General features: G+C 72.8%; 18 protein-coding genes. 5 read left to right on the plus strand and 13 right to left on the minus strand.

The features are described 5' to 3' along the window. Nucleotides 1-97: 97 nt before the first annotated feature. Both GA0070611_RS18040 and GA0070611_RS18045 read left to right on the plus strand, forming a co-directional pair. Nucleotides 98-664 (plus strand): sugar O-acetyltransferase, encoded by a 567-nt coding sequence (locus GA0070611_RS18040; RefSeq protein ID WP_091665776.1) that lies wholly within the window; start codon nt 98-100, stop codon nt 662-664. A gap of 86 nt (nt 665-750) precedes the next feature. Beyond that, the gene (locus GA0070611_RS18045; protein WP_091665778.1) at nt 751-3,330 is read left to right on the plus strand and encodes a hypothetical protein; all 2,580 of its coding nucleotides are present in this window, start codon (nt 751-753) and stop codon (nt 3,328-3,330) included. Here the strand turns inward: GA0070611_RS18045 and GA0070611_RS18050 are convergent. Genes GA0070611_RS18050 through fdxA form a run of 5 tightly spaced genes read right to left on the minus strand, consistent with a single transcriptional unit; the run spans nt 3,307 to nt 7,094 of the window. Further along, nucleotides 3,307-3,954 (minus strand): nucleoside/nucleotide kinase family protein, encoded by a 648-nt coding sequence (locus GA0070611_RS18050; RefSeq protein WP_091665781.1) that lies wholly within the window; start codon nt 3,952-3,954, stop codon nt 3,307-3,309. The genes GA0070611_RS18045 and GA0070611_RS18050 overlap by 24 nt on opposite strands. Continuing rightward, nucleotides 3,954-4,601, minus strand: a complete 648-nt coding sequence (locus GA0070611_RS18055; RefSeq protein WP_091665783.1) for an SIMPL domain-containing protein — start codon at nt 4,599-4,601, stop codon at nt 3,954-3,956. The genes GA0070611_RS18050 and GA0070611_RS18055 overlap by 1 nt, the downstream gene beginning before the upstream one ends. Before the next feature lie 9 nt (nt 4,602-4,610). Then, nucleotides 4,611-5,648 carry a prephenate dehydrogenase gene (locus tag GA0070611_RS18060; protein ID WP_091665785.1) on the minus strand — a complete coding sequence of 346 codons (1,038 nt, stop codon included), beginning with the start codon at nt 5,646-5,648 and terminating at the stop codon, nt 4,611-4,613. Nucleotides 5,649-5,664: 16 nt separating this feature from the next. Beyond that, complete coding sequence (dapC, locus tag GA0070611_RS18065; protein ID WP_091673108.1) at nt 5,665-6,771, minus strand: succinyldiaminopimelate transaminase; 1,107 nt, start codon at nt 6,769-6,771, stop codon at nt 5,665-5,667. Further along, nucleotides 6,768-7,094 (minus strand): ferredoxin, encoded by a 327-nt coding sequence (fdxA, locus tag GA0070611_RS18070; RefSeq protein ID WP_091078915.1) that lies wholly within the window; start codon nt 7,092-7,094, stop codon nt 6,768-6,770. Before fdxA ends, dapC begins: the two co-directional genes overlap by 4 nt. Nucleotides 7,095-7,173: 79 nt before the next feature. Here fdxA and GA0070611_RS18075 point away from each other — a divergent pair, with 79 nt between their 5' ends. Continuing rightward, the gene (locus tag GA0070611_RS18075) at nt 7,174-8,136 is read left to right on the plus strand and encodes a GNAT family N-acetyltransferase (protein WP_091665788.1); all 963 of its coding nucleotides are present in this window, start codon (nt 7,174-7,176) and stop codon (nt 8,134-8,136) included. Nucleotides 8,137-8,170: 34 nt separating this feature from the next. Here the strand turns inward: GA0070611_RS18075 and GA0070611_RS18080 are convergent, their stop codons facing one another. From GA0070611_RS18080 to mshB, 3 genes are all read right to left on the minus strand, one after another. Beyond that, nucleotides 8,171-8,635: a hypothetical protein gene (locus tag GA0070611_RS18080; protein ID WP_091665790.1), complete on the minus strand. Its 465-nt coding sequence runs from the start codon at nt 8,633-8,635 to the stop codon at nt 8,171-8,173. An 86-nt stretch (nt 8,636-8,721) separates the two neighbouring features. Continuing rightward, the gene (locus tag GA0070611_RS18085) at nt 8,722-9,189 is read right to left on the minus strand and encodes a hypothetical protein (protein WP_197675735.1); all 468 of its coding nucleotides are present in this window, start codon (nt 9,187-9,189) and stop codon (nt 8,722-8,724) included. Between the two features lie 17 nt (nt 9,190-9,206). Then, on the minus strand, nt 9,207-10,130 hold the full coding sequence (gene mshB / locus GA0070611_RS18090; RefSeq protein WP_197675736.1) for an N-acetyl-1-D-myo-inositol-2-amino-2-deoxy-alpha-D-glucopyranoside deacetylase: 924 nt from the start codon (nt 10,128-10,130) through the stop codon (nt 9,207-9,209). 86 nt (nt 10,131-10,216) lie between these two features. Here mshB and GA0070611_RS18095 point away from each other — a divergent pair, with 86 nt between their 5' ends. Continuing rightward, nucleotides 10,217-12,361: a S9 family peptidase gene (locus tag GA0070611_RS18095; RefSeq protein ID WP_091665796.1), complete on the plus strand. Its 2,145-nt coding sequence runs from the start codon at nt 10,217-10,219 to the stop codon at nt 12,359-12,361. Nucleotides 12,362-12,412: 51 nt separating this feature from the next. On the opposite strand, the gene GA0070611_RS18100 is transcribed toward GA0070611_RS18095, so the two are convergent. From GA0070611_RS18100 to GA0070611_RS18120, 5 genes are all read right to left on the minus strand, one after another. After that, nucleotides 12,413-14,155 (minus strand): ABC transporter substrate-binding protein, encoded by a 1,743-nt coding sequence (locus GA0070611_RS18100; protein ID WP_091665798.1) that lies wholly within the window; start codon nt 14,153-14,155, stop codon nt 12,413-12,415. 152 nt (nt 14,156-14,307) lie between these two features. Continuing rightward, complete coding sequence (locus GA0070611_RS18105) at nt 14,308-15,294, minus strand: ABC transporter permease (RefSeq protein WP_091665801.1); 987 nt, start codon at nt 15,292-15,294, stop codon at nt 14,308-14,310. Nucleotides 15,295-15,303: 9 nt separating this feature from the next. Next, nucleotides 15,304-16,311: an ABC transporter permease gene (locus GA0070611_RS18110; protein WP_091665803.1), complete on the minus strand. Its 1,008-nt coding sequence runs from the start codon at nt 16,309-16,311 to the stop codon at nt 15,304-15,306. Beyond that, nucleotides 16,308-17,327, minus strand: coding sequence for an ABC transporter ATP-binding protein (locus GA0070611_RS18115; protein ID WP_091665806.1), 1,020 nt, complete (start codon nt 17,325-17,327; stop codon nt 16,308-16,310). The genes GA0070611_RS18110 and GA0070611_RS18115 overlap by 4 nt, the downstream gene beginning before the upstream one ends. Beyond that, entirely contained in the window at nt 17,327-18,394 is a 1,068-nt protein-coding gene (locus GA0070611_RS18120; protein WP_091665808.1) for an ABC transporter ATP-binding protein, read from the minus strand. The genes GA0070611_RS18115 and GA0070611_RS18120 overlap by 1 nt, the downstream gene beginning before the upstream one ends. A 232-nt stretch (nt 18,395-18,626) precedes the next feature. Between GA0070611_RS18120 and GA0070611_RS18125 the strand changes: the two genes are divergently transcribed. Next, nucleotides 18,627-19,175, plus strand: a complete 549-nt coding sequence (locus tag GA0070611_RS18125) for a Uma2 family endonuclease (RefSeq protein ID WP_091665811.1) — start codon at nt 18,627-18,629, stop codon at nt 19,173-19,175. Nucleotides 19,176-19,198 lie beyond the last annotated feature (23 nt).

A 19,198-nucleotide genomic window follows, 5' to 3' on the forward strand; every position in this document is an offset into this window, starting at 1 on the left:
GGAGACATCGATGCGTACGGCCAGGATTACATACCGGGTATGCAATGGGAAGTCGCCGATCCGACAGCAGCCGGAACGAAACCGGCATCATGGGGGAATGAGCTCCATGAAGGAACGCATGCTCGCCGGCGAGCCCTACATCGCCGAGGGACCCGAGATCATGGCCGACCTGGACCGGGCGGCCCGCCTCAGCGAACGGTTCAACACCAGCTCCGCCGACGACCCGCAGGGGCGGCTCGCCGCCCTGCGCGACCTGCTCGGCACCCTCGGCGAGGGCACCTGGATCCGGCCGCCCCTCTACTGCGACTACGGCCGGCACATCCACATCGGGCCGCGCAGCTTCGTCAACTTCAACGCGGTCTTCCTCGACGTCGCCCCGATCACCATCGGCGCGGACGTCCAGATCGGACCGAACGTGCAGCTCCTCACCGCCACCCACCCCGTGGAGCCGGAGGCCCGCCGGGCCAAGTGGGAGGCCGCCCAGCCGATCACCATCGGGGACAACGTCTGGCTCGGCGGCGGCGTGATCGTGCTCGCGGGCGTCACCATCGGCGAGAACACCGTGGTCGGCGCCGGGGCGGTCGTCACCCGGGACCTACCACCCAACGTGGTGGCGGTCGGTAATCCGGCGCGCCCCATTCGGTCCGTGGAAAATGCCCCTTGAGCTGCTGAAACGACACACCGGACGGGATGCGGATCGGCACCCGAGGGTGGACTCTGGGTAGTGCAACACTCACTCAGGGAGCGCCGATGGCGGATCGGGTCCTCGAACTACGGGTGCACGGGGTGTCGAACACCCCGCCCGACCAACTCCTCGGCCTGCACCCCACCCCCGGCGGCGACGGACCGCAGCCATGGCTGGTCGCCGGGGGTGAGGTCACCGGCTTCTACCGGTCGACCGCCGCCGGCCACGACGACCCGATCACCGTCGAGGCGTACAGCTGGGGGCAGTTGACCTCCGGCGCGCGGACCGCACGGGACGTCGAGCGGGGACTGTGGACGCTGCTGCTGCCCTTCACCCTGGCCAACGTGGCGCTCTTCGCCCGCACCGGCATCCCCGCGGACCCCGACCGGGAACGCTGGGGCAGCCGGTCCGGCATCACCGCCTGGCTCATCCGGCTGTTCTGCCTGAGCCTTACCGGGACCCTGGTGATCACCGTCACCGGGGTCGGCGTCGACCTGATCGGCTGGCAGTGCGTCGGCCGGGACTGCCTCGGCCAGCTCCCCGGCCCGTGGGAGTGGCTGGGCAACCACTGGTGGCACCAGGACACCCGGGCACTCGCCGTCGGGCTGCTGCTCCCCCTGCTCGTGCTGGCGGCGCTCGGCGGGCTCGCCTGGCGCACCTACCAGTACGAGGCGGAGCTGCCCGCCGAGCCCCGGCCCCGCCCGTCGGCCCGGGGCGACGGACCGCCGGAGGAGCCGCCCACACCGTGGCAGAACCCGCTCCAGGACCCCACCTTCTGGTGCGGTGAGGGCCAGTTGCGCCGGGCCGCCGTCCTGCACCTGTGCACCGGGGTGGTGACGGCCGCCGCGGTACCGGTCTCCGCCGTGCTGATCATGGACCCGCCGCGCGGCGTACGGGCCGCCGTCGCCTGGCCGACCATCGCCCTGCTCGCCACCGTGGTGGCGATCGCCGTGGTCGCGCTGGGCCGGCCCTGGCTCAGCCGCCGGCAGGGCGCCGCCCCGCTCGGCCGGTGGAGCGTCGCCGTGGCGGTCCTCGCCGGCCTGGGACTGGTCGGCACCTTCGTGCTGCTGCTGCTGCCGGAGGGCCCCGCCGGCCGGCCGCTGACCGAGTTCCGGCCACCCGTCGGCTGCCTGACCGATCCGGCCATCACCGGATGTCGGACCGACCGGTCGCTCCCCGGGTACGACACCGCGGTGGCCTGGTTCGCCACCTACCAGGTGCTGCTGCTGATCGCGATCGGCGCGGTCAGCCGCTCCGGCCGGCGGGCGTTGGCCGCCCCGGTCACCGCGGCCAGCCTGCTGCCGTTCGGCGTGCTCTGGACCGAGCGGGGGCTGCCCGGCCTGCCCGCCGCCCCCACCGGCCTGCAGGCCTGGATGCTGGTCGTACCGGCCATCGGGATGGCCGCCACCGGGCTGCTGCTGCCTCGGCACCGGCCCGGCACCGTCGAACAACCGCTGGGCCCGCACACCGACCTCGCCTGGGGCGGTCGAGGGCCCGCGCTGATCGCCGGCTTCGGCTGGATGATGGCCATCGCCTACTGCGCCGGGCTGCTCTACTGGGTCAGCGACCGGCTCGACCGCAACGCGACGCCGAGCGAGAACTCCCGGGTGGTGCCGCCGCTCGCCGTCTTCTGGGCGGGGCTGGCCTGCGTGGTGGCCCTGATCGCCCTGCTCGCCCTGCTGGTCCGGGCCGGCGTGCTCTTCCACTCGCTGCGCCGCGCCGAGTACGCCACTCTCGCCGCCGCCGACGGCCTCTCCGCCCACGACCTGCGCCGCTGCCGCGACGTCAGCACCTTCCGGGCGCTGCACCGGCTGGTCGGCGAGCACGCCGTCCGGCTGGTCGGCTGCTACGCAGGCTGCGCCCTGCTGCTGGTGCCGCTCTGCTGTGCGGCCGCGCTCGCCCGGGGCCGCCCCAGCCCGCGCTCCCCCGACGGCTGGCAGGTGCTCGTCCACGCGACCGCCGACCTCGGCGACCGGCTCCTCGGCTGGCTGCCGGTGGTGGTCGGCGCGCTCGGACTGCTCGTCTACCGCAACGACACGGTCCGGCGTACGGTCGGCGTGATCTGGGACGTCGGCACGTTCTGGCCCCGCGCCGCACACCCGCTCGCCCCGCCCAGCTACGCCGAACGGGCGGTGCCGGAACTCCAGACCCGGGTCGCCGGCCTGCTCGCGCTCCCGCAGCACCACCCCGACCGGATGGAGGCGGTGATCCTCTCCGGGCACAGCCAGGGCACCGTCATCTGCGCCGCCACCCTGCTGCAACTGCCCGCCCACTGGCGCCGGCGGATCTGGTTCTTCTCGTACGGCTGCCAGCTCACCCGCCTCTACGGCCGGGTCTTCCCCGCGTACTTCGGACCGGAGCGGCTGCGCACCCTCGCCCGGGTGCTCACCTGGCCCAGCGGGTACGTCGCCTGGACCAACTTCTGGCGCGACACCGACCCGCTCGGCTGGCAGGTCAACGCCGGGGAGCGGGACATCCCGGTCGCCGACCCGGAGGCACTGCACCCGAGCGGGGGCGAGGTGGCCGAGCCGCCGATCCGTAACCACAGCAACTACCCGGCCGCGCTGGAGTTCGCCCGCGAACGGGCCCTGGTGGCCCGGCTGCTGCGCCGGACCGTCCCGTCACCCCGGCAGCGGGTCGGCTAGCCGGACCACCAGGTCGGCCCGCCCGGCCGTGCCCGCCACCCGGGCGGCGTTGGCCTCGTCGCTGCCCAGCGCCCAGGCCCGCGCCTGCTCCGGGGTCTTGCCGTACGCCTCGTGGCGGGCGGTCAGCCGCCGGATCCGCAGCTCGGCGTCGAGGTCCAGGAACCAGGCCTCGTGCAGCAGCGACCGCACCTCGTCCCACGGCTCGTCCGGCAGCAGCAGGTAGTTGCCCTCGGTCACCACCAGCCGGACCTCCGGCGGCACCTCTATCGCCCCCGCGACCGGCTCCTCCAGGTCGCGGCGGAACACCGGGGCCCACACCGAGGTCGGCTCCAACCGGCGCAACCGGCGCAGCGTCGAGACGAACCCGTTCACGTCGAAGGTGTCCGGCGCGCCCTTGCGCTCCGCCCGGCCCAGCCGGGCCAGCTCGGTGCCGGCCAGATGGAACCCGTCCATCGGCACCAGCCGGGCGGCCCGGCCCACCTCGGCCACCAGCCGCTCGGCCAGGGTCGACTTGCCCGCCCCCGGCGCGCCGGCGATGCCGAGCAACTGGCGCGGCCCCGCCTCGGCGAGGGCGCGCGCCCGGGCCAGCAGGTCGTCGAGGGGAAGCACCCGGGCCGCCGGCATCAGCCGAGCACCGGTTCGCTGATGCTGAACCGCGCCTCGACCGCCGCCTGCACCGGCTGCGGCTGCGGATCCAGCTCCATCTCCGGCGCGGCGCCGCCGCCCCCGCCCTTGGCGAACGCCGCCCGGGCCATCATCGGCGGCGCGGCGGTCAGCCCGCTGTCGGCCAGCTCCAGCAGCGCGGTCACCCGGGCCCCGAGCGCCTCCGCGTACTCCCGGGCCCGGGCCAGCGCGTCGGCGATGGCGGCGTGCCGAGCCTCCCGGTACGCCGGGCTGTCCGGCCGCAGCGACCACCACGGGCCCGCGACCTCGACCTGGTCCTGGTCGGCCAGCCGGAGCATCAGCTCGCCGAGCGCGGTGAAGTCGCTGACCGTCACCGTCGTGCCGACGCTGCCGTGGTACGCCACCACCCGCTCACCGGAGCGCTTCGTCTCCGGCCAGACCCGCAGCTGCCCGGTCTCCCGCCGCTCCACGGCCGGCTCGGCCGCATCCAGCAGCACCCGCACAGCGGCGGCCCGCTCGGCCAGCCGGCTCAGCGTGGACTCCCGGTCCCGGTCGCGCGCCGACGCGGTCACCGTGAAACGGGCCAGCTCGGGAGCCACCTCCCGGTACGCCTCGCCGCGTACCGCCACGACCGGTGCGTCCGCCATGCCCTCACCCTAGTGCGCGGAGTCCGGCACGTGCGCGGTGTAGACGACGGTGCCGGCCTCGACCCGGCAGCCGGTGAGGTGCCCGCCGGCCGCGCCCAACCCCAGCAGGTACGCCAGCTCCCGCTCGCCGGCACCGTGGACCGGGAACTCCCGGCGCTGCGGCCGGAGGGACCGCTCGGTGAGCGCGGCCCGCGCCGCCCCCGCCTCTTCCGTCAACGCGAGCAGGGCCGCACGGTCACCGGCGCGGAGGGCACCGGCCAGTTCGTCGAGGAAATCGGACACCCGGCCCAGTTCGTCCAGCACCCGTTCGCGGTTGCCGAGCAGCATGTTGGCCGTCCGGTCCGACGGCGTCGCGGCCACCCGGGTGCCGTCGCGGAAACTGCCGGCGGCCAGGGTCAGGACAGCGTCGCGCAGATCCGCGCGGTGCACGGCACCGGCGAGCGCCCGGGCCAGCAGGTGCGGCACGTGGGACGCGAGGGCGGCAGCCGCGTCGTGCTCGTCCGCCGACATCGGCACCACCCTCGCCCGGAACACCGACATGATCAGCCGGGTCAGCCGGCGGAACGTGGTCAGGCCGGCGCTGCCGAGCGGGCAGAGGACCCAGGAGGCCCCGCCGAACAGCGCCGCGTCCGCCGAGTGGAGCCCGGCCCGGTCGCTACCCGCCATCGGGTGCCCGGGAACGAACCGAGCCGCCAGCCCGTGCGCCCGAGCGAAGTCGGCCAGTCCCCCCTTGGTGCTGCCGACATCGGTGAGCACGCAGTGATCGTCGGTCGCCTCGGCCACCCGCAGCAGCGTCCCGGGCAGGGTGGGCAGTGGCCCGCAGAGGAAGACCACCTCGCAGCCGGCCACGGCCGCCTCGACCGAGTCCACCAGGTGCAGACCCCGCTCCCGGCCCAGCCGGCGGGTCTCCGGGTCGGGGTCCCAGGCGGTGACCTCGACGTCCGCGTCCCGCAGGCGCAACAGCACCGAGCCGCCGATGAGGCCGGTACCGAGGACGGCGGCACGCACACCTCGCACGTCGCCGGCCGACGCGGGCGGATCCGTCATCGCCGTGGACCGGGCCTCATTCGCGCAGCCGGTCGGCGACCGCGGCGATGTGCTCGTCGGACTCCGTCAGCGCCGCCCGGACGTACCGGGCACCGGCCGGACCGTAGAAGACCCCGGCGGCCACCAGGATCCCCCGCCGGGCCAGCCAGTCGACGGTGTCCCAGCAGTCCTCGTCCCGGGTCATCCAGAGATAGAGACCGGCCTCGGAGTGCTCGACGGTGAAGCCGGCCCCGGTGAACGCGGCGTACAGCTTCTCGCGCCGGGCGCGGTACCGCTCGCGCTGCTCGTCGGCGTGCGACTCGTCGCCGAGCGCGGCCACCATGGCGGCCTGCACCGGCGCGGGCACGATCATGCCGGCGTGCTTACGGATCTTGAGCAGCTCGGCCACCAGCGCCGGGTCGCCGGCGACGAAGCCGGCCCGGTACCCGGCCAGGTTGGAGCGCTTGGAGAGCGAGTGCACCGCCAGCACGCCCTCGTACGACCCGCCGCAGACCTCGGGCGAGAGGATCGAGACCGGCTCCGCGTCCCAGCCCAACGGGAGGTAGCACTCGTCGCTGGCGACCACCGCACCACGCTCGCGTGCCCAGTCGACCACCTTGCGCAGGTGGGCGGCGGGGAGCACCCGACCGGTCGGGTTGCCGGGCGAGTTGACCCAGACCAGGCGTACCCGGGGGGTCGGTCCGACCGCGGTCAGCGAGTCGGCCCGGACGGTGGTGGCACCGACCAGCCGGGCCCCGTCCTCGTACGTCGGGTAGGCGATGGACGGCACCACGACCACGTCACCGGGGCCGACGCCGAGCAGCGTCGGCAGCCAGGCGACCAGTTCCTTGGAGCCGATCGTCGGCAGGACGCCCAGCCCGTCGACGCCCGCGCCGCAGGCCCGGGCCACCCAGGCCGCGATGGCGTCCCGCAGGGCGGGCGTGCCGGCGGTCAACGGGTAGCCGGGCGCGTTCGACGCATCGGCCAGCGCCTGCCGGATCACCGTGGGCACCGGGTCGACCGGCGTGCCCATCGAGAGGTTGATCAGGCCACCCGGGTGCGCCGCGGCTGTCGCCGCCGCGGCGTCCAGGGTGTCCCAGGTGAAGTCGGGCAGCCGCGACGAGACCGGCGCGGGCCGGTTCAGTGGCCCTCTCCGCGCGGCGGCTGGGCGGCCACGAACGACGCGTCCTTCTCCACCTTGCCGATCTTCGAGGCGCCGCCGGGCGAGCCCAGCTCCTCGAAGAACTCGTAGTTGGCCCCGGTGTAGTCCTTCCACTGCTCCGGGACGTCGTCCTCGTAGAAGATCGCCTCGACCGGGCAGACCGGCTCACAGGCACCACAGTCGACGCACTCGTCGGGGTGGATGTAGAGCATCCGGTTGCCCTCGTAGATGCAGTCGACCGGGCATTCCTCGATGCATGCCTTGTCGAGCACGTCCACGCAGGGCTCGGCGATGATGTAGGTCACCGGTCTTCTCCTCCGCAAGCCTCGTCGCGATCACCGCGACCGGTAAGAGCCTAGTATCTCGGCGGGGAGGAGGTCGATCGTGCTCCGACAGCAGGACGTGGGACACCGGATCGTGATTCGCCGGATTGTGGGGATTCGCGAAGGCCGCCCCCTCTTTTCCGACGCGCTCGGCGAGCTGGTCGAGCTGAGCGAGACCCACATCACTCTCGCCACCGACGCGGGCCGGCTGAGCGTGCCGGTGGGCGAGGTGCACCGCGCCAAGCGCGTCCCGCCGGCCCGCCGGCCGACCGCCGCCGCGGTGGTCGCGCTCGAACTCGCCGCCGACGAGGCCTGGCCCGCCCCGGTACGCGGACACCTGGGCGACTGGCTGCTGCGCAGCGCCGACGGCTGGACCGGCCGGGCCAACTCGGCGCTCCCGGTCGGCGACCCGGACCGCCCGCTGCCCGCCGCGCTGGACGCGGTGCAACGCTGGTACGCCGAGCGGGGCCAGCCGGCGATGGTGAACGTACCCCTGCCGCTGGCCGCGCCGGTCGGCGCGGAACTGGACGCGCGGGGCTGGGGCGAGGGACGGCCCCTGGTCCTGGTGCAGACGGTGGCGCTGGCAGCCCTCCCGGCCGCGCCGCCCGACCGCGCCGACCTGCCGCCGGTCGAGCTGGCCGGCACGCCCTCGGAGGCCTGGCTGGCCACCGCGCACGCCCGCAAGGGCGGCCTCCCCACGGCCGCGCGGCACGTGCTCACCGCCGTGGACCGGGTCCGTTTCGCCCACGTGTACGCCGACGGCCGGCTGCTCGCCGCCGGACGCGGCACGGTCACCGGGGGCGGCCGCTGGCTGGGCGTCACGTCGATCGAGGTGCTCCCGGAGGCGCGCCGGCAGGGGCTCGCCGCCCGGGTGGTCCGCGCCCTGGTCGACTGGGGCACGGCGGAGGGCGCCACGCACGCCTTCCTCCAGGTCGAGCAGCGCAACACTCCGGCGGTGGCCCTCTACCGAGGGCTCGGCTTCACCACCCACCACACCTACCTGACCCGGGTCGCCCCGAGCTGACACCGGAGGGTTCCGGCAGGTCGTGCGGGGCGGGTCAGCGGCGGACGATCTTGCGGGGCCTGGCGGTCCTGATCTCGGCGTAGCGCTTCAGCTGCCGGGAGCGGAAGTCGCGGCCCAGCGCGGTGAGGACGAGGTAACCGACCAGCACACCGGCCCCGGCGGCGGCCAGGTAGAGCCAGATCTGGGCGAAGAAGAGCCCCGCGCCCCCCGCGAACGGGTTCTTCCCGACCACGAGCGGGCCGACGAAGACGGTCAGCGCCAGCGCCACGGCAACCGCCCCGAGCACGTCGGTGGACCACCGGGCCACCGGCCGGTCGGCGGCCCAGCGGAAGGTCACCACGGCCAGGACCAGACCGATCACCAGGAACATCAGCCAGGAGACCCGGTCGGCGGCGGCATCGTCGTCGGAGAAGCCGAACCGGGTGACCAGCCGAGCCACCACGTTGACCGCGAACAACGCCACCGCGAGCACGCCGACCGCGCGCCACCGCTCCCTCATCGCACGCCTCCCGCCGTACGCCCGCCCCGACGGCGGGCTCCTGGCAGGAATATGTACCACCGCGGAGGCGGTGTCGTCAGCACCCTTCAGTGCGTCGGTGGCGGCACCACGAGTTGCCGGAAGCCCAGCACCGCGAAGGTGACCGCGCCGGCCACGATCAGCCCGAGGCCGAGCACATTGTCGCCGGTGAGCGCCAGGTCGCCCTCGGTGGTCCGGAAGCCGCCCGCCACGACCACCACGAACCAGGGCAGGGCGGGCAGCGCGGCCGCCCACCGGGTACCCACGGCGGCGTGCGCGAACCAGCCCAGGAGCACCGTCAGCGCGATCGCGCCGGCGACCCCGCCCAACCCGACGGCGATGCCCACCACGGTGCGCGACACCCCCTCGGGACGCCCCTTGACCAGCTCCCACGCTCCGGTCGCGAAGATCAGCTCCAGCCCGGCGGCGAGCACTCCCGTCCAGACCGCCACCACCGCGCCGACGATCCGCAGGGCGAGGTCCGGCCCACGGCGGGGCCGGGCGGGCGGCGCGCCGGGTTCCTGCTCGGGTGCCATCGGTACGGCCGGCAGCGTCACCGGACGCCGGCCGCCGCGACCGGGGACCGGTCCGGCCCGTCCGTCGCCAGCCCGGCGAAGAGGTCGTCCTCCCAGCCGTACGGGCCGCTGCCGGGCCCCTTCGCGCCGGCCGCGAGGGTGAAGTACTCGACCCCCATGAACTCGGCGCCGAAGTTGCCGGCGATCGCGTAGAGCCACGAGTTGGCCGGGATCTGGGTGGCGTGCGCCCGCATCGCCGCCTCCTTGGCGGCGTGCTGGTCGGTGGCGTCGATCCGGGCCGCGATCTCCGGATCGGGGGTGCCGAACGGCAACTCGTCGGCGCTGCCGATGCCCGCGAACGGGTTGTCCGCGGACTCGGTGAACGCGTTCATGCCGGCCTCCAGCACGCTGCGCGGCATGGCCGTCCAGTAGACCTTGGCCGGCGCGATCCCCTCGGCGAGGGCCAGCTCGTGCGCCCGCATCGCCACCCGGTGCGCCTGGATGTGGTCCGGGTGCCCGTAGAAGCCGTTCGGGTCGTACGTGACCATGACCTGGGGGCGCACCTCGCGGATGACCTCCAGCAGCAGGCCGGCGGCCTCGTCCAGGTCGGCCCGCCAGAAGGCGCGCGGGTGGTCGTTGGTGGCCAGCCCCATCATGCCCGAGTCGCGGTAGCGGCCCGCGCCGCCCAGGAAGCGGTGATCGGTGACGCCGAGCGCGGCGCACGCGGCGGCCAGCTCGCCGATCCGGTAGCCGCCGAGCTGGTCGGCCTCCGCCGCGGCCAGTCCGGCCAGCTCCGGTACGTGGATCTCGCCCTCCTCGCCCAGCGTGCAGGTGACCAGGGTGACGTGGGCGCCCGCGGCGGCGTAGTGGGCCATCGTCGAACCGGTGCCGATGGACTCGTCGTCGGGGTGCGCGTGAACCAGCAGAAGGCGTCGATCGGGCAGCGTCGTCACGACGGTCACTCTAACCGGCGGTCCTGTCCCACCAAGGGTTACGCGTCGACGCAGGTCGGCCACATCACGCCCGTGGCGCGCCTACGATCCGAGTCGTGGACTTTCCCGAGCTGGCCGCCCGTACCCGTCGGTTCAGCCACGGGGCGCCGCGCGCCGTCTCCGTCGCGGACGACGGTGCCCGGGTCGTCTTCCTGCGCTCGTCCGGGCCGGAGGACCCGGCCGACGCGCTCTGGCTGCTCGACGTCGCCTCCGGCGAGGAACGACTGGTCGCCGACCCGGTGGTGCTGCTGGGGTCGGACGGCGACCCGACCGCGCTGTCGCCGGGTGAGCGGGCGCTGCGCGAACGGCGCCGGCTCGCCTCCGCCGGCATCGGCTCGTACGCTCTCGACGCGGCCGGCCGGGTGGCCGTGTTCGCGCTGGCCGGGCGGCTGTTCCGGGCCGACCTGGTGCACGGCGACGTGGTCGAGGTGGCCGCGGTCGGCCCGGTGCTCGACCCCCGTCCCGACCCCACCGGCGAGCGGCTGGCCTACGTCACCGACGCCGCCGAGGGGGTCCGCCGGGGCCAGTTGCGGGTGGTGGAGCCGGACGGCACCGACAACCTGCTGGCCGGCGAGGACAGCGGCGTGACCTGGGGGCTCGCCGAACACATCGCGGCCGAGGAGTTCGACCGGTTCCGGGGCTACTGGTGGGCGCCGGACGGGCGCACGGTGCTGGCCGCCCGGGTGGACGAGTCGCGGCTGGACCGCTGGTACCTGCACGACCCGGCCGAGCCGGCGAGCCCGCCGACGACCGTCGCGTACCCCCGGGCGGGTGGCCCGAACGCGGAGGTCAGCCTGCACCTGCTCGACCTCGACGGCGGCTGGGTCGACGTGCACTGGGACCGCGAGACCTACCCGTACCTGACCTCGGTCGACTGGGCGGACGGCGGGCCGCTGATCACCGTGCTGCGCCGCTCGCAGCAGCACGGCCTGGTGCTGGCGGTGGACCCACGCACCGGGGAGACCCAGGTGCACGCCGAGCTGGCCGATCCGCGCTGGGTGGAGCCGATCCCCGGCACCCCGGCGCACCTGCCCGACGGCCGGGTGCTGGTCGGCGGCGAGCTGGCCCACGACGGGTACGACGCCCGCTGCCTCTTCGCCGACGGCACCCTGCTCACCCCGCCCTCGCTCTACGTACGCCGGGTGGTGGGCCGGCTGCCGGCGGGCCCGAACTCCCCGGCGGACCTGCTGGTCGAGGCGAGCGAGGGCGAACCGAGCCAACGGCACCTCTACCGGGTCCGCACGATGATCGGCGGTGGGGTGGACGCCCGGCGGATGGGCAGCGACCCCGGCTGGCACACCGCCGCGCTCGGCGGCGCCACGCTGGTGGTGGGGACGGCCTCGCTGGAGCACCCGGGGGTCCGCTGGCGGGTCTGGCACCGTGACCGGGAGGTGGGCGAGCTGCGCTCGCTGGCCGCGAACCCGCCGTACGCGCCGCGCCCGCTGCTGGTCCGGGTGACCGACCGGCGGCTGCCCAGCGCGGTGCTCTACCCCGGTGAGCACGTCAAGGGCACCCGGCTGCCGGTGCTGCTGGACGTCTACGGCGGTCCGGGGCACCAGGAGGTGGTGGCCGCCCGGTCGGTCTGGCTGGAGCGGCAGTGGTGGGCCGACCAGGGCTTCGCGGTGGTGACCGTGGACAACCGGGGCACCCCGGGCATCGCCCCGTCGTTCGAGAAGGCCGTGCACCGTCGGGTCGCCGACGTGATCCTGACCGACCAGGTGGACGCGCTGACCGCGCTCGCCGGCAAGCACCCCGACCTGGACCTGGACCGGGTCGCGGTGCGGGGCTGGTCGTTCGGCGGCTGGCTGGCCGGGCTGGCGGTGCTGCGCCATCCGGAGCTGTTCCGCTGCGCGATCGTCGGCGCCCCGGTCACCGACTGGACCCTGTACGACACCGCGTACAGCGAGCGCTACCTGGGCATGCCGGACGACGGGATGGACATCTACGCCCACCACTCGCTGGTCGAGCTGGCCGCCGAGCCGGTCGGCGACCCGGCCCAGGCCCGGCCGATGCTGCTGGTGCACGGCCTGGTGGACGACAACGTGCTGGCCGCGCACACGCTGCGGCTGTCGGCGGCGCTGCTGGCCGCCGGGCGTCCGCACGCCGTGCTGCCGCTGACCGGGGCCACCCACATGGCGGCCGGCGGGGTGGCCGAACGCCTGCTCCGGCTGGAGCTGGATTTCCTCCGCCGGCACCTGTGACGCACGCAGGCCCCGGTCCGACCGGACCGGGGCCTGCGGTTCAGTTCGGCGTCACTGCTTGACGTACGCGTTGGCGAAGCTCGGGTAGCCGAAGACGCTGGAGATGAAGACCCCGCCGACCTTGGAGCCGTGCACCGCGTAGGCGACGTCCACGTAGAGCGGCACGACCGGGGCGAACTCCTTCATGATCCGCTCGTCGAGCTTGCCCCACTCCGGGCCCTGCTGGTCCGGCGGCAGCGCCTGGATCCGGTCCATCTCGGCGTTGATCGCGTCGTTGTTGAAGTACGCGCTGTTGCTGTTGCCCTCGGCCTTGATGGTGCGGCCGTCGTAGAGCACCGGCAGGATGGACGCGCCGCTGGGCCAGTCCGCGGCCCAGTTGCCGATGTACAGGTCCCAGGGGTTGTTCTTCTTCTTGACCTCGTCGAGCTTCGAGTCGTCCGGGATGTTGCGCACCGTGATCTTGAATCCGGCGCGCTCCAGGTTGCCCTTGAGCTGCACGGCCTGCTGCTGCTCGGTGGTGTTGTCGGCGACGCCGAGCACCAGCTCCGGGGTCTTGCCGCCGAGCAGCTCCTTGGCCTTCTCCAGGTCGCCGTTGGCGCCGGCCGGGTAGGCGTCGTACGCCTTGTAGCCGATCGTCGACGGCGGCATCAGGGTGGTCATCGGCTTGGCGACGGTCTGCCCACCGAGCGACTTGACCAGGCCCTCGCGGTCGATCGCGTAGTTGAGCGCCTGACGGACCTTCAGGTCGGTGACCCGCTGGTTGTTGATCACCAGCTGGTTCGCGCTCGGCGTCGGCGACAGGATGGACCGGGACTTCAGCGCCGGGTCACCGGCCACCTTGGCGACCAGCGAGGCGGGCACGTAGTTCCAGGCCAGCGCGCTCTGGTCGGCGCCGTTGTCGGCGATCACCCGGTTGACCGCCGCGTCCGCGGTCGGGCCGAAGGTCCACACGTACTGGTCCGGGTACTGGTGGCGCACTGGGTCGGTCTTCGGGTCCCAGTTCGGGTTGCGGTCCAGGGTGAGCTGCACGCCCGCCTGGTTCTTCAGCACCTTGTACGGACCGGACGAGAACGGCTTCTGGTCCAGGTTGACGCCGGTGTCCTGCTCGGGCTTGAGCGGCGCGGTGGTCGGCAGCGAGACCGCGAAGGGCAGGTCGCAGCGGGGCTTCGCGAACTCGAAGCGCAGCGTCTTCGCGTCCGGCGTGGTGAGGCCCGGCGGCAGCGAGGTCTTGTTCTTCTTGAAGTCCCACTTGGTGTCGAACTGCGGGCTGTCGGCCAGCCACTCCTGGATGTAGGTGGGGCCGCCGGTGAGGTCGGGGTCGAAGGACCGGGCGATGCCGTACGCGATCTCCTTCGAGGTGATCGGGCTGCCGTCCTCGAACTTCACCCCGTCCTTGATCTTGAATTCCCAGACCTTGCAGTCCTTGTTGACGTTGTTGCCCGGGGTCTCCGCGAGGTCGCCGACCAGGACCAGGCCGCCCTTGCCGTCGTCCTTCCAGGTCGTCAGGTAGCGGGAGAAGAGCGGGTTGGCCATCAGGCCGGCGAACGAGTACGTCCGCTGCGGGTCCAGGTGGGAGATCGGCGTCTCCCGGATGACGGTGAACGTCCCACCCTTGCTGGCGCCCGGCACCTCCGCCGCCGGACCCTGCGAGTCCTTGGGATCGGTCGCGATCACCCCGGTCTGCTGCCGGGTGCTGTCCGCGGTGGTGCCCTCGCCCTTGTTCTCCGAGCAGGCACCCAACGCCACAACCAGTGCGATGGCGCCGCCTGCGGCGGCCGCTGCGCGTGGTCGCATCTCCTACCTCCTCCACCCCGTTGCCCGCCGCGCGGATGCGCCTGGCGTCCCGAGGATCCTAAAGAAGAAAACCTGCAACTTGTGTAACAGTTGTTGATAAATATCGTCACCGGCCGGCCGGCCGGCCCGGACCGGTCGACCCGGCCCCGGGGTCAGCCGAGGCGCACCCGGGGGTCGATCGCCGCGTAGAGCAGGTCGACCAACACGTTGGCCAGCACCACGAAGACCGCGGCGATCAGCACGGTGGCCATGATGGTCGGCAGGTCACCGGAGCGGACCGCGTCGACCGCCAGCCGGCCCATCCCGTTGAGCCCGAACGTGGTCTCGGTGATCACCGTGCCGCCCAGCGCACCGCCCACGTCCAGGCCGGCGATGGTGACGATCGGCGTGATCGCGGCGCGCAGCGCGTGTCGCCCGTACACCGCCCGTTTGGCCAGGCCCTTCGCCCGGGCGGTACGGACGAAGTCCTCCGACAGCGTCTCCAGCATCTGGGCCCGGGACAGCCGGGCGTAGATGGCGGAGAAGAGGAAGGCCAGCGCCAGCCAGGCCAGCACCAGCCCGGCGGCCCACTTCGGTGGGTCGTCGAGGAACGGCGTGTAGCCCGGCACCGGCAGCAACCGCAGGTTGTAGACGAAGACGATCAGGAGCACCGCGCCCACGAAGTAGAGCTGCAGGGACGCGCCGGTCAGCGAGAAGCCGATGGCCGCCCGGTCGAGCCAGGTGCCGCGGCGCAGCGCAGAGACCATGCCCAGTCCCACCCCGAGCAGCAGCCAGAGGATCGCCGCCGGGATGACGATGCTCAGCGTCACCGGCAGCACCCGGGCGATCGAGTCGCTGACCGCCTCGTTGGACACGTACGACCAGCCCAGGCAGGGCGCGTCGCACCGGCCGCCCTGCGCGCTGCCCAGGTCCCGGCCGGTGACGATGCCCTTCATGTAGCCGGCGTACTGGGTGACCAGCGGGTCACGCAGGCCCAGCTCGACCCGGACCCGCTCCAGCCGCTCCGGGTTGCAGTTCTTCGGGCACATGCCGGTGACCGGGTCCCGTGGCAGCGCGAAGAACATCAGGAAGCTCAGCACGCTGACGGCGAAGAGGGTGAGGGCGGCCGACAGCAGCCGCCGGACGAGGAAACGCGCCATGGAACACCCCTACCGGGACGACTTCGGGTCGAGCGCGTCACGCAGCGCGTCGCCGAAGAGGTTGAAGGCGAACACGAGCGCGAAGATCGTGATGCCGGGGAAGAAGACGTACGCCGGGTCGGTCTGCAGGTAGTCCAGGCTGCGGTAGATCATCCGGCCGAAGCTCGGCGTCTCGTCGGTGAGCCCGACCCCGATGAACGACAGCGCCGCCTCGCTGGTGATGTACTGCGGCACGGCCAGCGAGAAGGAGACCAGGATCGGCGCCCAGACGTTGGGCAGCAGCTGCCGGAACAGCATGTGCCCGAGGCCGGCGCCGCTGGCCCGGGCGGCCTCCACGAACTCCCGTTCCCGCAGCGCGATCACCTGACCCCGGACCAGCCGGGCGGTGCTGGTCCAGCCGAACAGCGCGAAGATCGCGATGAGCACACCGATCTGGAAGTACGCCGGCACCGCCTCGCGCTGGCCGTAGAAGCGCAGCGCGACGGTCGGCATCAGCGCCAACGCGATGATCAGGAACGGCATGGCCAGGGTCAGGTCGGTGATCCAGTTGATCACCGCGTCGATCCAGCCGCCCAGGTAGCCGGCGAGGGTGCCCAGCAGCACGCCGATCGCGGCGGTGAGCACGGCGGCGGTGAACGCGATGAACAACGACGTCCGCAGGCCGTGCACCATCCGGATGAAGATGTCCCGGCCGAGGCCGGGCTCCAGCCCGAACCAGTGCTCCCCGGTGACCCCGCCGGCGTATCCCAGCGGCATGCCGAAACCGTCCAGCCGGCTCTGGAACTGCTCCCGCGGCCCGACCCCGTACAGCGCCTGGATCAGCGGGACGGCCAGGGCGACCAGCACGAAGAAGACCAGCATCCCGCCGCTGATCAGGGCGGTACGGTCGCGCTTGAGCCGGGCCCAGGCGAGCTGGCCGGGTGACCGGCCGACGAAGTCCTTCTCCCGGGTCGGGTCGCCGCCGTCGGTGGACTCGATCTCGGCGAGCGCCACGCCCTCCACGGGGGACAGACTCATGAACGCACCTCCTCGGCTGCGCCGCCGGACGCCGCCGGGGCCGGCGAGTTCTCGGGAAAGTGGCAGGCGGTGGCCTGCGCGCCGCCGTCGCGGGGCACGAGTGCCGGTTCTTCGGTGGCGCAGCGGTCCTGGGCTTTCCAGCAGCGGGTGCGGAAGCGGCAGCCGGAGGGTGGGTTGAGGGGGGTGGGGACGTCGCCGGTGAGGCGGATGCGGCCGGCGGGGCCGAGGGTGTTGACATCCGGGACCGCGGAGAGCAGGGCGCGGGTGTAGGGGTGCTGGGGGCGGTGGTAGATGTCGTCGCGGTCGCCGATCTCGACGACCTTGCCCAGGTACATGACGGCGACGCGGTGGCAGAAGTGTCGGACCACGGCCAGGTCGTGGGCGATGAACACGAACGACAGGTCCAGGTCGCGTTGCAGCCGGCGCAGCAGGTTGACCACCTGCGCCTGGATGGAGACGTCCAGGGCGGAGACGGGTTCGTCGGCCACGATCAGCTTCGGGCGCAGCGCGAGCGCGCGGGCGATACCGATGCGTTGGCGTTGTCCGCCGGAGAACTCGTGCGGGTAGCGGTTGTAGTGCTCCGGGTTCAACCCGACCAGTTCCAGCAGCTCCTGTACCCGGGCGCGGACCCCGCCGGGTGGGGTGATGTTGTTGACCTCCAGGGGCATCGCCACGATCCGCCCGACGGTGTGCCGGGGGTTCAACGACGCGTACGGGTCCTGGAAGATGATCTGCAGGTCCTGCCGCAACGGCCGCAACGCCCGACCCTTGGCCCGGGTGATGTCCCGACCCGCGAACTCGATGCTGCCGGCGGTGGGTTCCAGCAGGCGCACCAGCATCCGACCCGTGGTGGTCTTACCGCAGCCGGACTCCCCCACCAGGCCCACCGTCTCACCCGCACGCACGTCGAAGTCGACCCCGTCGACCGCCCGTACCGCACCCGAGACCCGGAAACCCTCACGCACCGGGAAGTGCTTCGTCAGCCCCCGCACCCGCAACAACGGCTCGGTGCTCATCACGCCACCCCCACCTGGGAGATCTCGTCGCGGTAGATGCGCTCCCGCTCGGCCTCGGGCAGGTGGCAGGCCACCAGGTGCCCCGCCTCCCCGGCCGGGCGCAGCTCGGGCACCTCGGTGCGGGAGCGGTCGCCGGTGCGCCCCGCGTAGCGGCAGCGCGGATGAAACGCGCACCCCGACGGCAGGTTGATCAGCGACGGCGGGTTGCCCTTGATGGGCACCAGGTCCGCGTCGGCGTCACCGTGCAACGACGGCACGCTCGACAACAACCCCCACGTGTACGGATGCTGCGGCGACCGCAACACCTGCGCCACACTGCCCTGCTCGACCGCCCGCCCCCCGTACATCACCAGCACGTCGTCAGCGACCTGCGACACCACCCCCAGGTCATGCGTGATCAACACAACCGCCGAGTGGAACTCCGCCTGCAGATCGGCCAACAGGTCCAGGATCTGCGCCTGCACCGTCACGTCCAACGCCGTGGTCGGCTCGTCGGCGATCAACAGATCCGGGTCGTTGACCAACGCCATCGCGATCATCGCCCGCTGCCGCATCCCACCCGAAAACTCGTGCGGATACTGCTCGTAGCGCTGCGCCGGCTGCGGAATCCCCACCCGGTCCAGCATGTCCACCGCCCGGGTACGCGCCTCCCGCCGACCGGCCCTCGGGTGGTGCACCCGGTACGCCTCGGCGATCTGCCGCCCCACCGTGTAGTACGGGTGCAACGCCGACAGCGGATCCTGGAAGATCATCGCCATGTCCCGGCCCCGCAGCCGACGCACCTCCTCCTCCGGCAGCCCGACCAACTGCCGGCCACCGATCGAGATCTCCCCGGAGATGGTCGTGCGCCTCGCGCCGTGCAGGCCCAGGATCGCCAACGACGTCACACTCTTACCCGAACCCGACTCCCCCACGATCCCGAGCGTGCGACCCCGCGCCACCGAGAACGACACCCCGTCGACCGCGCGGACCACCCCGTCCTCGGTGTCGAACCGCACCCGCAGATCCCGCACCTGCAGATAGGGGTCCTCGCCGGAGCGCGGCTCCGGCACTTCCGACCTGCCCACGACCGCCTCCCTCGCCGACGAAGAGAACCTACAACAAATCCTCGGAGGCGAAAATAAGCTACAAGGTCGGGGCTGTCAGCGGCCTGAGCGTAACGACTGGATCGCGGCCGTGAACAGCCCTCACCTGCGACATCCACCCTCACCACTCGATCCGCTCCCGTCGTCGCACCTCGGGTGCGACCATGGGACCGGCGACCAGGACAGGACTCCGTCGGCACGAGGTGGAGGTGACATGACCGCGGCGGTGTTCGACCACGACGGACCGTGGACCGAAGAGGAGTACCTCGCCCTCGGCGAGACGCAGCAACGCGTCGAACTCTTCGACTGGAGCCTCTACCTGACACCAGCTCCCACCCCACGACACCAGCGCATCCAGCGCAAGCTGGGCAACATTCTCGAAGCGGCGACGCGCGGTACCGGCCTGGAGCTGCTGGAGTGCGTGAACGTCCGGCTCAAGCCCGGTCGCATCCCGATTCCCGACCTGGTGCTCACCGACGCGATCGACTTCGACGAACCGATCGTCGAGGCGCGGACCGTCCGGCTGGTGTGCGAGGTCATCTCGCCGAGCAACGCCGCGACCGACAAGGTCCTCAAGATGCACTACTACGCCGCCGCCGAGATCGAGTGGTACCTCCTGGTCGAGCAGGAGAGCGGCACCCTGCACCTCTACCGACGGCACGGTCGGCACTACCGCGAGCAGTCGGTGACCAAGCCCGGCGACGTGCTGGAACTGATCGAGCCGGTCCGCGCCAGGATCCGACCGGAGGATCTTCTTCCCTGACGGATGTCGGTGTGCTGGCCTAG

Source organism: Micromonospora auratinigra (assembly GCF_900089595.1).
GTDB lineage: Bacteria > Actinomycetota > Actinomycetes > Mycobacteriales > Micromonosporaceae > Micromonospora > Micromonospora auratinigra.